Annotated in this window: 14 protein-coding genes and 1 pseudogene; 13 read left to right on the top strand and 2 right to left on the bottom strand. The window is 44.8% G+C overall.

The genetic code is table 11. From position 1 onward, the window contains the following. The first annotated feature begins 20 nt into the window (after positions 1-20). Together yycI and ACWNM1_RS16735 are read left to right on the top strand one after the other, a co-directional pair. Positions 21-761, top strand: coding sequence for a two-component system regulatory protein YycI (gene yycI, locus ACWNM1_RS16730; protein ID WP_449601800.1), 741 nt, complete (start codon positions 21-23; stop codon positions 759-761). Positions 762-775: 14 nt separating this feature from the next. Further along, positions 776-1,585, top strand: coding sequence for an MBL fold metallo-hydrolase (locus ACWNM1_RS16735; RefSeq protein ID WP_449601801.1), 810 nt, complete (start codon positions 776-778; stop codon positions 1,583-1,585). Here the strand turns inward: ACWNM1_RS16735 and ACWNM1_RS16740 are convergent. Beyond that, the gene (locus tag ACWNM1_RS16740) at positions 1,551-1,760 is read right to left on the bottom strand and encodes a hypothetical protein (protein WP_042193027.1); all 210 of its coding nucleotides are present in this window, start codon (positions 1,758-1,760) and stop codon (positions 1,551-1,553) included. The genes ACWNM1_RS16735 and ACWNM1_RS16740 overlap by 35 nt on opposite strands. A 374-nt stretch (positions 1,761-2,134) precedes the next feature. Here ACWNM1_RS16740 and ACWNM1_RS16745 point away from each other — a divergent pair, with 374 nt between their 5' ends. The 8 genes from ACWNM1_RS16745 to ACWNM1_RS16780 all read left to right on the top strand — a co-directional run bounded on the left by ACWNM1_RS16745 (position 2,135) and on the right by ACWNM1_RS16780 (position 10,864). Continuing rightward, a complete protein-coding gene (locus ACWNM1_RS16745) occupies positions 2,135-3,379 on the top strand; it encodes a S1C family serine protease (protein ID WP_042193026.1) in 1,245 nt (414 codons plus the stop codon). 419 nt (positions 3,380-3,798) lie between these two features. Next, a complete protein-coding gene (locus ACWNM1_RS16750) occupies positions 3,799-3,999 on the top strand; it encodes a cold-shock protein (protein WP_019914582.1) in 201 nt (66 codons plus the stop codon). Positions 4,000-4,091: 92 nt separating this feature from the next. Beyond that, positions 4,092-4,322: a cold-shock protein gene (locus ACWNM1_RS16755; protein WP_042131698.1), complete on the top strand. Its 231-nt coding sequence runs from the start codon at positions 4,092-4,094 to the stop codon at positions 4,320-4,322. A 223-nt stretch (positions 4,323-4,545) separates the two neighbouring features. Further along, complete coding sequence (locus tag ACWNM1_RS16760; protein ID WP_449601802.1) at positions 4,546-5,940, top strand: cytochrome ubiquinol oxidase subunit I; 1,395 nt, start codon at positions 4,546-4,548, stop codon at positions 5,938-5,940. Then, positions 5,937-6,953: a cytochrome d ubiquinol oxidase subunit II gene (cydB, locus tag ACWNM1_RS16765; RefSeq protein ID WP_076285053.1), complete on the top strand. Its 1,017-nt coding sequence runs from the start codon at positions 5,937-5,939 to the stop codon at positions 6,951-6,953. Before ACWNM1_RS16760 ends, cydB begins: the two co-directional genes overlap by 4 nt. Beyond that, the gene (gene cydD, locus ACWNM1_RS16770; RefSeq protein ID WP_449601803.1) at positions 6,953-8,719 is read left to right on the top strand and encodes a thiol reductant ABC exporter subunit CydD; all 1,767 of its coding nucleotides are present in this window, start codon (positions 6,953-6,955) and stop codon (positions 8,717-8,719) included. The genes cydB and cydD overlap by 1 nt, the downstream gene beginning before the upstream one ends. Continuing rightward, positions 8,716-10,467 carry a thiol reductant ABC exporter subunit CydC gene (cydC, locus tag ACWNM1_RS16775; RefSeq protein WP_449601805.1) on the top strand — a complete coding sequence of 584 codons (1,752 nt, stop codon included), beginning with the start codon at positions 8,716-8,718 and terminating at the stop codon, positions 10,465-10,467. The genes cydD and cydC overlap by 4 nt, the downstream gene beginning before the upstream one ends. 229 nt (positions 10,468-10,696) lie before the next feature. Continuing rightward, a complete protein-coding gene (locus ACWNM1_RS16780) occupies positions 10,697-10,864 on the top strand; it encodes a CxxH/CxxC protein (protein ID WP_076120603.1) in 168 nt (55 codons plus the stop codon). A gap of 102 nt (positions 10,865-10,966) precedes the next feature. On the opposite strand, the gene ACWNM1_RS16785 is transcribed toward ACWNM1_RS16780, so the two are convergent. After that, positions 10,967-12,379, bottom strand: coding sequence for an MFS transporter (locus ACWNM1_RS16785; protein ID WP_449601806.1), 1,413 nt, complete (start codon positions 12,377-12,379; stop codon positions 10,967-10,969). 140 nt (positions 12,380-12,519) lie between these two features. On the opposite strand from ACWNM1_RS16785, the gene ACWNM1_RS16790 reads away from it, so the two are divergent. From ACWNM1_RS16790 to ACWNM1_RS16800, 3 genes and pseudogenes are all read left to right on the top strand, one after another. Beyond that, a complete protein-coding gene (locus ACWNM1_RS16790) occupies positions 12,520-12,870 on the top strand; it encodes an ArsR/SmtB family transcription factor (protein ID WP_449601807.1) in 351 nt (116 codons plus the stop codon). Between the two features lie 145 nt (positions 12,871-13,015). Then, positions 13,016-13,495 carry a 23S rRNA (pseudouridine(1915)-N(3))-methyltransferase RlmH gene (rlmH, locus tag ACWNM1_RS16795; protein ID WP_042131690.1) on the top strand — a complete coding sequence of 160 codons (480 nt, stop codon included), beginning with the start codon at positions 13,016-13,018 and terminating at the stop codon, positions 13,493-13,495. A gap of 215 nt (positions 13,496-13,710) precedes the next feature. Continuing rightward, positions 13,711-14,289, top strand: a pseudogene (locus tag ACWNM1_RS16800) (hypothetical protein); the annotation flags it as partial.

Here is a 14,289-nt window from a genome sequence, read left to right on the forward strand (position 1 = left end):
AACATTTAGGAGGTAAGGGTATGGATTGGGGAAGAGCCAAAAATGTACTAATTTGCGCCTTTTTAGGTCTAAATCTGCTGCTATGTTATCAGCTGTGGATTGATTTGCGCGATCAGGTTAGTGCCAATCTCGATTTCACTTCCCTGTCCGAAGAAACCCAGGCGGTCATGGAGCAGAAAGGGATTCGTGTGTTGTGTCCCATTCCGGCTTCTACCCCGCAGCTTCCTAATATAACTTATCGATATTCTGCTGAAGAGCAGAATGAACCACCGATTAAATTAGATGCTCCTATAGACAGCAAGCTGATCTATTCTTCCTTCACTGACCTTAGCAAGGCGCTTGAGAGTCAAATACCGGATATCGCAAATTATCGTTTTGATTCTCAAGAAAGTGAAGTTGGGAAGTTCGTGCTTCACCCGCTAGTTCAGAATCAGTGGTCGCTATTCCGAGTTAGGTTAGAGTTGATTAATAGTGATCAGAAGATTGTAGCTTTCCGCTCACCTAAGATTGAGATAGGGGCAAGCAGTAGCGATAAGGAACAGAAGGTACTGCCGGCATCGCAAGCGCTTAGCAGTTTGATTGAAAAATATTTTCCGGCAGACTCCGTAGTAAAGGAGATTGAGCTTGGTTATTATGGTGAGTTGTTCAACTCCGAAAGTCAGGTAGCGTCGCCAATGTGGCGGTTCATGCTGGAGAACGGCAATGCCTATTATGTGGATGCTATAAGTGCGGACATCATCAGTCCGAAGACAACAGATTAGAAGGAGTAAGGAAAATGGGGATTTCATTTACAGTACTGTCCAGTGGTTCTACCGGAAATGTAACGGTGGTTCGGAACGGGGAGACAACACTTATGATTGACGCGGGACTAAGTGCCAAGCGGATCGATGAGCTGTTGGCCATGCGCGAGCTAACGGGTAATGATATTGACGGGATTCTAGTCACACACGAGCATTCCGATCATATTAAAGGACTCGGGGCAATGGCCCGTAAATACGATCTTCCGATTTATGCTAACACCAATACCTGGGGAGCCATTGAAAAAGGCATTGGAAAAATACCCGACTATAACCGAATCATTATGGAGTCGGGACAGCATAGGGATTTTGGTAGTCTGCGTGTAGAATCGTTTGCAATTTCTCATGATGCGGCGGAGCCGGTGGGTTACAACTTTTATGATGGAAAAGAAAAGCTGTGTGTAGCTACAGACCTGGGGTATGTTAGCGACAAGGTAAGAGATGCGATTTCAGATGCGGACGTAATGGTGCTGGAAGCAAATCATGATATTGAAATGCTGAGGATGGGACGTTACCCGTGGAATACGAAACGACGCATACTTGGCGATATGGGTCATCTTTCTAATGAAGCTGCCGGAGCAGCACTTAGTGAAATACTCACAGGACGGACTAAACGTACCTATTTAGCGCATTTAAGCCGGGATCATAATATGATGGATTTGGCTAAAATGTCGGTACGTTGCGCAATGGAGGATCGGGGCTGTTTCTTTAAAGATAGTGAGTTTAAGCTTTGCGATACGTATTATGACCAACCTACGCCATGGGATAAGTTGAGCCAGTTGTCATAAGCTGATCAAGCTCAGCAGTCTTTCGTTCTAATTCTTGGCGGGAGATCAGGCCTTTATCGATCATCAATTCGATCATAGCACTGAAGGCAAGGGTCATATGGTAGTGTTCATCCTTCAAATCGCCAAGCTTACCGATAAACTCCACCAGATCCATACTTGTGGAAAAAGAATTCATAATTATACCTCCTTATGTAGTAAAAGCAGAACTGGAGTTGTAAAAAATTCGCAGGCTTTTTACCTCCGGAAAATCACGAATTGAGGGTTGCCTGTGATACAATTATAGACGTGATAAGCAAACTCTAAATTTATGGGACCTTTCTATTAGTGTAGTCTTTTAAGTTACAAAATATTCCTAGTAGAGAAGATATATTGAAAGATTCTAAAATTCTTTCGATTAACTGAAACTATTGTGTGGTTAATGGATAAAGTGAAACTTTTTAGTGATTGCTGGAGTCTAAAGGATGCAGAGGTATATGCTTGGCACGTGATTGCTAGAGGTTCAGGTTTTAGATACTGTGAACGGTTGGCAATAGAAGGGGGAGATTTTCGGTGGGATTGTTTGATGACGATTTCTATTCAACTAAAGTATCACGGTCCAGAGGGGATGAAGCATCAAAGGGATCATTTGCTAACCGCAAGCATTCTGTGCGAAGATCGCGCAAGGGCTTATCCACTTGGCAAATATCCGCCGTCTGCTCCTTAATCAGTGCTGTGGTGGCAGTGTTTTTATTCAGTATGCTTACTGGACAAATGAGTCACGAAACTGCCCCGAAGTCGGTAGTAACAACTGGGGAGGTTGCCCCAAGCAGAGATCCGTTTGACCGTATCATTCAAGCCGCTGCTACGGTTCGTCCTGCAGTAGTAAGTATTATCAATCATAAAGAAGATAATAAAGAATTGAACATTCTGGACGAGTCAGCATTAGGCTCTGGAGTGATTTATAAAAAGGTAGATAATAAAGCATTTATCATTACTAATAACCATGTCATCGAAGACTCTAGCAATCTTGAAGTCGTAACAGTAGATGGCGAGACACGTAAAGCTACACTTGTTGGAACGGATAAAGTGAGTGACATTGCGGTACTTTCTATTGATGCCAAGGGTATCAATACAATCGCAGAGCTCGGGGATTCCTCGAAGCTTCGTCTAGGTGAAACGGTCATTGCCATCGGAAACCCGTTGGGACTTGGTGACACATTGACTTCAGGTATTGTCAGCTATACTGAACGGAAGGTTCCCGTATCCTTGAATCAGGACGGCGTATATGATTGGGAGCAAGAGGTCATTCAGACCGATGCGGCAATTAATGAAGGCAATAGCGGCGGGGCGCTTGTGGATCTGGATGGTAAAGTCATCGGTATTAACACGATGAAAATCTCCGATGCAGGTGTAGAAGGGCTGGGTTTTGCTATTCCAGCTAACCATGTGATAGATACCGCTAATGAACTGGCTGAGAAAGGGCGGATTGCCCGTTCCTACTTAGGCGTATATTCGGTAGATTTAAACAATCCTTACATTCCTCTCGCAGAGGACCAACGCAAGGAACTGAACCTACCGAACAATGTTAAGGATGGGGTTGTCGTTCTGGATGCTGTTGGACCTGCACAGGAAGCGGGAATACAGTTTAATGATGTAATTACGAAATTTAATGATGAACCTATTACATCCACGCTTTCTCTTCGCAAGTATTTATATAATCAGACGAAGATTGGTGAGGATCTGAAGATTACCTATTATCGAAATGGGAAAGTCAATCAGACCACAGTAAAACTTCTTGAAAAACCAGAGGAATAATATGCTGGAAGTCGGCATATAATGATATAGCAGTAATGACAAGTAGAGCGGACTACCCCTTCGGTTGAGAAGGTAGAGCTTCCTGAAATAGCGATGCTCTGTATCGCTATCGGGGATCTATTTCTTCTAAAGTTTTGATAAATATGGCAATTATAAGCTGATTTAATCAATTTTGGGCTGACTGGCAACCCTTACATTGGAAGGTAATACTTATTAGGGTAGAAACGGATATATACGGATGCCAGCTTGCCTTTGCTAATCAGGTGTGGTAATATGATATCAATCATACATTTAGTCCCTAATTTTCGCATTGAAAAGGGCTGTTATATTCGGTAATACAACCTTTTTCAATGTGTGAATTTTTTCTTTGTTTGAAGATAAAAAGAACATATTAATTTAAATTTGTGGAGGTAACACACATGCAAACAGGTACAGTTAAATGGTTCAACGCAGAAAAAGGATTCGGATTTATCGAAGTTGAAGGCGGAAGCGACGTATTCGTTCACTTCAGCGCAATCACTGGCGACGGCTTCAAAACTTTGGACGAAGGCCAACGCGTTGAATTCAACGTTGTTCAAGGCAACCGTGGACCACAAGCCGAAAACGTTGTAAAACTGTAATAATAGAAGAAACCGTCCCAGCTTGTGAAAGTTGGGACGGTCTTTTTATATCTAGTTAGTCACTATTGACTTACAGGATGGGAGGAACGGCAATGAACTACCGGAAGAAACCTTTGGAAGAAATACCGGAAGAAAATACCGCGATTTGGGCGTGTACCAATGATGGATGCAACGGATGGATGAGGGATAATTTCGCATTTGAACATGCGCCTTCTTGCCGTCTATGTGACTCTCCAATGGTTCGCAGCACGAAGATGCTACCACAATTGCTTAATTCGAATGGCGATCTCAAATCGCTGAAGAAGGGTATTTCCATTACCTAACCAATGTCTTTATGAGTCAAGCTTGTTATAGAGCAGTGAACAACTTCAAGACGGTCAAACCGTCTTATTTTTTTTGCTTTTTTTAAGGTAAATTGTGATTTTTGTCACAAATCATTTGAATTTCACCGTTAAAATCACCCCTTTGTGTGACATTTATCACAAAATGACGTCTAAATTTTTGACACAATATAATTAACGAAAAGGGGAGAAGGAAGGGAAAAATATGGATACAGTAATGCTGTCGCGTATACAATTTGCGTCGACGACAATATTCCACTATTTCTTTGTACCGGTATCAATCGGACTAGCGCTCTTGATTGCGATCATGGAGACCATGTACGTTAGAAAAGGCAATGAAGAGTACAAAAGAATGGCACAGTTCTGGGGAAAGCTGTTTCTCATCAACTTTGCAGTAGGGGTAGTTACAGGTATTTTGCAGGAATTTCAGTTCGGGATGAACTGGTCTGATTATTCACGTTTTGTGGGTGATGTCTTCGGGGCTCCGCTTGCAGTTGAAGCATTGGCAGCCTTTTTTCTGGAGTCTACTTTTATTGGCATCTGGATATTCGGCTGGGACAAAGTGTCCAAAAGAGTGCACTTGTTATCCATCTGGCTGGTAGCTTTCGGTACGATGTTATCCGCTTTCTGGATTCTAGCAGCGAACTCTTTTATGCAGCATCCTGTAGGATTTGAGATAAGTAATGGACGGGCAGAAATGAATGATTTCTTCGCGCTCATTACGAACGGACAATTGCTGGTTGAATTCCCGCACACGGTTCTTGCTGCGTATGCAACAGGCGCCTTCCTCGTAACGGGTATTAGTGCGTATAAGATATTGAAGAAACAAGATGTATCTTTCTTTAAGAAATCTTTTCAAATTGCAGCAATCGTAGGTATTATTTCTTCTATTGGTGTAGCTGTGGCAGGCCATGCGCAAGCACAGTATTTGGTTGAGACTCAACCTATGAAGATGGCGGCTTCCGAAGGACTGTGGGGTAAGAGTGGTGACCCGGCACCTTGGACCGTATGGGCAAATATTGATCCTGAGAAGCAAGAAAGTACTGGGGAATTTCAAATTCCGTATATGCTGAGCTTCCTTTCATACAGTAAATTTTCCGGTGAAGTTAAAGGTATGCTTGAGCTGCAAGCTGAGTATGAGCAAACCTATGGCCCCGGTGACTATATCCCGCCTGTACGTACGACATTCTGGAGTTTCCGGATCATGGTTCTAGCAGGAACATTGATGATTGTACTGGGTATGTACGCAATGTATTTAATGTGGCGCAAAAAGATGGACCGTCCAAACACTTGGTTTATGCGGTTTATGTTATGGGGACTATTGCTTCCTCCAATCGCGAATACAGCGGGTTGGGTTATGACCGAATTCGGGCGTCAGCCATGGACGGTATTCGGACTGATGACAACGGAAGACAGCGTGTCGCCTAATATTACGAGTGGTCAGGTTCTATTCTCTGTTATTTCTTTTACAGCGATTTACGCCATTCTCGGATTAGTTCTAATTGGTTTGTTTATGAAAGTGATTAAAAAAGGTCCTTATGCGATGGATAACGATCACGGGGATTCGCATGATCCATATAACGAGGAGGGCGCCCAATGATGTCTCTTAATGAATTGTGGTTTGTGCTCATTGCAGTTCTGTTTATAGGGTTCTTCTTCCTGGAGGGTTTCGATTTCGGCGTAGGGATGGAAACACAAATTCTCGCTAAGAATGATACAGAGCGCCGGATTCTGATTAACTCGATCGGACCCTTCTGGGATGGAAATGAGGTATGGCTAATCACAGCCGCGGGTGCAATGTTTGCGGCTTTCCCTGAGTGGTATGCAACATTATTTAGTGGATTTTACATTCCCTTTGTCTTTGCTTTATTAGCTTTGATTGCACGTGGTGTTGCTTTTGAATTTAGAGGTAAACGGGATTCCGTAGCTTGGAAAAAAACTTGGGATGTGTGTATCTTTTTCGGCAGCTTCCTCCCACCGTTCCTCCTTGCTGTGGTGTTCGCCAGCTTCATCAAAGGTTTGCCGATTGATGGGGATATGCAAATGTACGCAAGTTTTACAGATATCGTAAATGTGTATACCGTAGTAGCTGGTGTGACTGTTGTCCTTCTTTGTTTGGTACATGGTCTAATGTTCACAACGTTGCGTACAGTGGGAGATCTACAGGCTCGCGCTCGAAAAATGGCGCAAAGATTGCTTTTGCCACTTGGGGCCTTATTGCTTGCTTTCGTGGTAATGACTTATTATATGACTGATATTTTCGAACAACGTGGTTTAGTTCTTATGATTATAGTAGCGCTGGGAATTATCGCGTTCATATTATCGGGTTATTTCATGACGAAGAAGAAGGATGGCTATGCTTTTGGTATGACAGGAGCGGTAATAGCATTGTCCGTAACTTCTATCTTTGTAGGATTGTTCCCACGTGTTATGATTAGTTCAATCGATCAAGCCTTTAATTTGACCATCACCAATGCGGCCTCGGGACATTACTCTTTAAAGGTAATGACGATTGTGGCACTGACCATCCTTCCATTCGTATTGGGATATCAAATTTGGAGTTACTTTGTCTTTCATAAACGCGTTCATGAGAAGGAGCATCTTGAATACTAATGGATAAAAATTTGCTTGGGTATAAAGGAGTTAAGCCGGTCTTTCTGATCGTTGGCCTCCTTACCCTGGTGCAAAGCATGTCCATACTTCTGCTGGCCAAATGGCTGGCAGAAGTCATCTCTGCGCTATTTGCGGGAGAACCTCTGAAGGAACAATGGGCTACTTCGCTATTGTTCCTTCTTGCATTTCTAGTGCGCCATGCTTGCGCCATGCTGATGAGCCGTATCTCTTACCGCTTTGCGGAAGCAACGGGCAGCAATATGCGGAGGGAAATGATGGATAAGCTCTTCCAGCTTGGACCCAGAATGGTGGGCGGGCGTGGAACCGGGGATCTTGTCACACTAGTGTTGGAAGGCGTAACAAAGTTCCGCACATATTTAGAAGCGATTATCCCTAGAATGGTAGGGATGTCAATTACACCGATTTTGGTGCTTATTTATATCTACAAGATGGATACCGCGAGTGGGATAATTCTAACGATCACCATGCCGATTATTATTGTTTTTATGATCTTGATCGGGATGACGGCTCGCAAGCAGATGGACCGTCAGCTGAAATCTTATCGCACCTTATCTAATCATTTCGTAGACTCCCTCCGTGGGCTAGAAACGCTGAAATTTCTGGGCCGCAGTCGTAGTCATAGCACGAGTATTGCCACCGTCAGCGATCGATACCGCTCGGCGACGATGCGTACACTGCGAGTAGCCTTTTTGTCTTCGTTCGCGCTGGACTTCTTTACGATGTTATCCGTTGCTTCGGTAGCGGTAAGTCTTGGCCTGCGTCTGGTCAACGATCAGATGACCCTTGTTACGGGTTTAACTATTCTGATCTTGGCACCGGAATATTTTTTGCCTGTACGATTGGTAGGTTCGGATTTCCATGCTACTCTCGATGGGAAGGAAGCCGCTGAGGCAATGAAGAGCATTATAGATCAGGATGAAGTGAAGGCTGAAGTAGTAGGTTCTAATGGTGACCAAGCATTGAAATCAGCATCGAAAACACCAGAAGAGATATTCACTTGGCATAAAAATAGCGTACTTACAGTAAATGATGTCAGTGTGAAATACGAGGAAGCTGGTCTTTCTTCACTGGAAGCGGTGAACCTGCAATTTAAAGGAGCAAGCAAAATTGGGATTATCGGAGAGAGTGGGGCCGGTAAATCTACGTTAGTGGATATACTAGGGGGCTTTTTGCACCCTACTTCAGGAAGTATCACGGTTAACGGTACAACGGTTAGCGCATTAACGGATGAGGCTTGGCGAAAGCAGACCTCGTATATCCCGCAGCGCCCTTATATTTTTAGTGGTACATTGGCTGATAATATTCGCTTCTATTACCCTGAGGCTTCTATAGAAGCTGTGGCTGCAGCTGTGAAAGCTACCGGATTATCAGAGCTGGCGGCAACCCTTCCGAATGGCTTGGATGAGATGATCGGCGGGGGAGGTCGTTCGTTCAGTGGCGGGCAGGAGCAGCGGGTTGCGCTGGCTCGAGCTTTACTCAGCAGTCGTCCGATCATGTTATTGGATGAGCCGACGGCACATCTGGATATTGAGACGGAATATGAGCTGAAGGAGACGATGGTGCCTCTTTTTGAAGGAAAGCTGGTCTTTCTGGCTACACATCGCCTGCACTGGATGCTTGATATGGACATTATTGTAGTAATGAAACAAGGAAAAGTCGCAGAAATCGGTACCCATCAGGAGTTGCTTACCCGCAAGGGTGCGTATTATGAGTTGATTGGGTCGCAATTGGAGGGAATCCATTGAAACGTGAAGGATGGTTTGCTCCGTATGTATCGTCGTATTTTTGGCGTTTTGTGCTGATTATCGTGCTTGGGGCGTTGACGATTTTTACAGCCTCATCATTAATGTATACTTCAGGATTTTTGATCTCAAAAGCGTCTACACCTGTCGAAAATATTCTAATGATCTATGTACCAATTGTAGGTGTGCGTACGTTCGGAACGAGTCGGGCTGTCATTCATTATGTAGAACGTTTAGTTGGGCATGACACGATTTTACGGATTCTATCTAAGATGCGTGTGCGTCTGTACAATATTTTGGAACCTCAAGCCTTGTTCCTGTCGTCACGCTTCCGCACTGGGGATATTCTCGGGATGCTTGCGGATGACATTGAATATTTGCAAAATGTATATCTGCGCACCGTGTTTCCAAGCATTATTGCTTTGCTGATTTATGGAGCAGCTGTGATTGCACTGGGTACTTTTGATATCGCCTTTGCGCTATTGATGGCTCTGTATATATTAGTGTTAGTAGTGGTGTTGCCGTTCTTATCTCTATTGTTCACACAGAAGCGCCAACGTGAAGTGAAAGTAGAGCGTAATCGTCTCTATCAAAAGCTGACTGACGCCGTACTTGGTATGGGTGACTGGGTCATTAGTGGACGACAAAGCCAGTTCGTAGATACTTATGAAGCAGATGAGAGAAAAGTAGCCCAAACCGATGCAGCGCTGCGCAGCTGGGCACGTCTTCGTACTTTCATTGGGCAAGCGGTAATTGGGATTGGCGTGCTTTCTATGCTGTATTGGGCCGCTGGAGAGTTTGCAGATGGTGCTATTGCGGGTACATTGATTGCGGCGTTCGTATTGGTTGTTTTTCCTGTAGCAGATGTCTTTCTGCCAGTGTCTGAAGCGGTGGAGAAAATCCCGCAGTACCGTAACTCCTTGGAGCGATTGTCTGGTGTAAATGGAGCTGAGCAGAACATCGTGTCTGAAAAAGCAACTGTAGTCGATGCTCTGCCTCAGGCGATGAAGAGTGCTCACATCAAGCTCGAAAATGTAGGTTACCACTATGGTTCAGAGGCTAACTGGTCGGTTCGCGATCTCAGCCTCGATATTCCACAAGGTAAAAAGATTGCGATCATCGGCCGAAGTGGTGCGGGTAAATCGACGTTATTAAAGGCTATTCAAGGTGTTATTGAACCTTCTGACGGCTCGGCTACGATTAATGGAATCGCTGCAGATGCCTATGGCGAGCATATTCCTTCTATTATAGCGGTGCTTAATCAGAGCCCACACTTATTCGACACTACGGTAGCCAACAATATTCGTATGGGTGATCCGAAGGCTTCCGAGCAAGACATTAAAGAGGCTGGCGCCTTAGCCAAAATGGATACGTTGATCTCCTCGTTGCCAGATGGATATGATACCTTTGTCCGTGAAGCAGGTCAACGATTCTCTGGTGGAGAGCGTCAGCGGATAGCGTTAGCTCGTATTTTGCTGCAAAATACACCTGTTGTCATACTCGACGAACCGACTGTAGGGTTGGACCCGCGGACGGAACGTGATCTTTTGAAGACAATGCTCGAAGCCATGAAGGGTAAGTCACTAATTTGGGTAACGCATCATTTGGTCGGTGCGGAGCAGATGGATGAAGTGATTTTTATGGAAAACGGCTCGGTAGAAATGCGTGGAACCCATGCAGAGCTGATGAAAAAAGAACCACGTTACCGCAGATTATATGAGCTGGATCGTCCGGTGGAGTTTTTAGGGTAGGATGGAGAGTTTAAAATAATATTTATAGATAATAGAGAGAGAGAAGTGATGAGATTCCTTTTGCCCTTCGGGGTGGGAGGAATCTTTTTTTGGTGAAGGGCAAGAATATAGACAATGGATGAACAGATCGCTGGAATGGATAGATAGGAGTTCCATTTTCGTGGGAAGTATGGTAGAACAATAGAAGGAGTATTAGGCCGTAGCGGCACAGAAAGGGATGCTTGGTTGAATGTATGTAGTATGTAAAGAACATGTGGAATTAGCTATTGATTTGTTTGTGGACGAGTATGAAGATGCACCAGATGTAGTAGATTTGAAGGAAACGGAATTCTCTGACTGGGACCCGCCGGCAAAGTGCACCCAATGTGAGAAGAACGCTGAATATTTGGTGGTCTAAAGGGCCGTTAAGACTTATAAAAAAACACCTTGCAGTCCCAAAATGGGCTTCAAGGTGTTTTTGCGTGGAATAATTATAGGTGCGTGCATTGGAGGATTAGTTTTATGCATCTGCTGCATCTGCCATATTGGTCAGGGAGCTACCTCGGTTGTTCTTGCGGTAGACAATGGCTGAGATGATGGCAAGCATTGCTGCAATAGAGAGTCCCCAGTAGATGTTTGAGTAAGCGGCCCGGAGCGGCAGCCCACGCTGCCATTCCAATGCACTTGCGGCCATAGCTACGCTGAAGGCGCCGCTAAAGAATTGCAGTAGCTGGAACAGCCCCATCCCGGAGCCGATTTGTGAGGAAGGCAGAATCCGTGAGATTTCATTGGATACACTACTGGACAATGTAGTGAAGGCAAGACTCATAATCATATAGATGAGCATGACGGCAATCCAGGATCGTCCCGCAAAAACAGCGAACAGGACGGTAGCAGTCAGCACAAGCAGTGGAGCGAAACGCAATATCCCCGCATTGCCATAACGGTCGATGATTCGTCCGACGGAACGGGAAACGAAGATTGCGAGCAGCGATCCGGGAAAGATCACAAGCCCGGCATGACTTGCACTGAAGCCAAAGCGATGAGTCAAAATCTGTGGCAGCAGGAACAAGGTGGCGAAGCTGCACAGATAGGAGGCGATTCCGACCACCGCCAGCACGAGATATGAGCGGTTACGGAATAGCGCGGGCATTACAAATGGGTCGGGCGTGCTGCGGATGCGGCCAACAAATAAAGCGATGGCAAGAAGTCCAGCTACCAAGGCCACCCACAGCCCACTAGTCAGGAATAGCAGCAGACCGGTGGTGCCGACGCCCAAGAGCAGCCCACCAAACACATCGAAGGAGCCTCGAGTGGGCACCTCTTTAGGCAGCAGGATAAGGAACAACGGCACGAGAAGCAAAATAGCTGCCGTTACAGCGAACAACCAGATCCAGCCGAGATATTCGACGATGGCTCCGCCCGCGACCGGACCAAGGCCTAGGCCGAGTGAAACGGCTGACATAATCGTCGCCATCGCTTTGCCGCGACGAGCTTGCGGGACATAACGTGTAAACAGCACAAGAGATAAGGACATTACTGCGCCCGCGCCCGACGCCTGTAGAATGCGCACGATAAGCAGAAAGATAAAGTTGGTGCTGAAGAAGCCGGCTACAGCCGCAAAGCCTAGCGTCAACAGGCCTATCACCAGCAGGCGGCGGATCGGCAGAAAATCAGAGAGCCGGCTGTACGTGATTGAGGCAATCGAGAACATAATGGAATACCCGGTAACGATCCAAGAAGCGGATGCAGCTGTAATGCCGAAGGCTTCGGTTACATCAGGCAGTGCCAGATTGAACATGGCTGTATTCATGATGACGAGAACCACAGCGATGCTGAACAGCAGAGTTAGCAGGCCTTCCCGTGGAAGAGTCGCTTCCGGAGCGGAGGCTTCATGATCCGCATTCGCGGAAAGGTTATTTACAGAAGTCATGTGCGAAGCACTCCTTTTATTATTGTTTAATAGTTCGATTACTTACGAACAATTGAAATATAGCATGCGTTGATATAAAATGCAATTAGGAGCACCAATATTTTTTCGCATTAAAAGTAGGACAAAGGGGATAATCATCCATGAAAATACTATTTCATCCGGACCGCAAGGACATTCAGCTCGCTTCCGTATTGTATGCGCTCAGCGATCCGATTCGCCTCCATATCGTATCGGATATTCATAGAAATGGAGAACAGGCTTGCAACGGCTTCAACGTTCCGATTGCCAAATCCACCATGTCTCATCATGCCCGTACGCTGCGCGAGTCAGGGGTTGTGTTTACGCGGGTTCAAGGAACCCAGCGCATACTGTCGCTGCGGACGGAGGATCTTAACGCAAGGTTCCCAGGTTTGCTGGATTCTATATTGAGTGCTTACGAAGCTGGGGAAAAGCCGGATTTTGCAATGGAGGAGCGGGAGGAAGGGAAGTAACGGATTGAGCCCTATGAGGACAGGGAATACATGAAAAACAAGAGATATAAGGATTGGGCGAGAGAAGGTACTCTCTAAAACTATAAGGGACGCCTAGAGCGCGTCCTTTTGCTATTTCTATAGAGGACTATAACAGGAGGCATTTATGCTTATTCAAATTATTGGCGTAGGAAAATTGAAGGAAAAGTACTTGATCAATGGCATCGCGGAGTATGCTAAACGGCTGACACCGTACCTGAAATTTCAGGTGATTGAGGTGGCAGATGAAAAAGCACCCGACTCTCTAAGCGAAGCAGAGGTCGGTATTGTTAAGGCGCGCGAGGGAGAACGCATCCTCGCGCATATTAAGAGCGAGGCGCATGTCATTGCGCTCGCGATTGACGGCAAGCTGTGGAGCTCGGAAGAGCTTGCCGCAGAAATTGACCGGCTCGGCACCTATGGGACGAGCCATGTCGTGTTCGTCATCGGAGGGAGCCACGGGCTCTCCGACGAGGTCATGCGCCGCGCGCAGCAGCGCATGAGCTTCGGGCGCATGACGCTGCCCCATCAGCTCATGCGCCTGGTGCTGGTGGAGCAGATTTATCGTGCGGTGAAGATAAATCGGGGGGAGCCGTACCATAAGTAGGGCGAAATTCCTCACAGTTAGTGTATTGAAGGTGGATTTATCATAAATAAATCATCGGCTGTATATCTTATTCATAAGAAGGGAAAATTGTGAGGAGTATAGAAATAGTTGAATGAAGGATTCTAGGACGCTGTGTTGTTAATCAGGTTAAATCCGAACCAATAGATCGAATTATTTTAGATAGTACTTCAAAATATATTAATGAAAGTAGGTTTATGATGAAATTAAAAATAGAAAAATTAGCCCATATCAAAGAGGCTACCATTGAGGATGATGATTTGGTTGTTTTAATAGGTGATAATGGAACAGGAAAAACCTTAATACTAGAAACAATTTCATTTGTGAAAAATTATTTTATGGAGAATATGGATGGAATTTTAAGACGAGTTCTAAAAAGCGCTGAAGATCAAATAAAGTTAGATTTGAATTGGGATATATTAATTGACAACATTCAGAATAACAGAGCCTTTAAAGATAATGAAAATAGAAGGGATTTCCCTAAAATAAACCTAGGTTTGAAATTTAATAATAGTGATAGTTTTAACGAACTTTTTATTTTAGAAGTAGAAAAATTATATCCTGATATAGTTTATCAGTTAAACAAGAAGATTCTATTTTGTGAACAATCTGAACTACAAATTAAATTGCTGAACCTACCACAAATAACTGTTGTAGAGAATCTCAATATGGCAATAACAAGATTGAGAGAGGACTTAATAATCGGAAGAGTTTATAAAAATTCTGAAAGAAATATCACAGATCCAATAATAATAAATAACTATTTTGAAAATGAC

Source organism: Paenibacillus sp. Marseille-Q9583, from assembly GCF_976954365.1.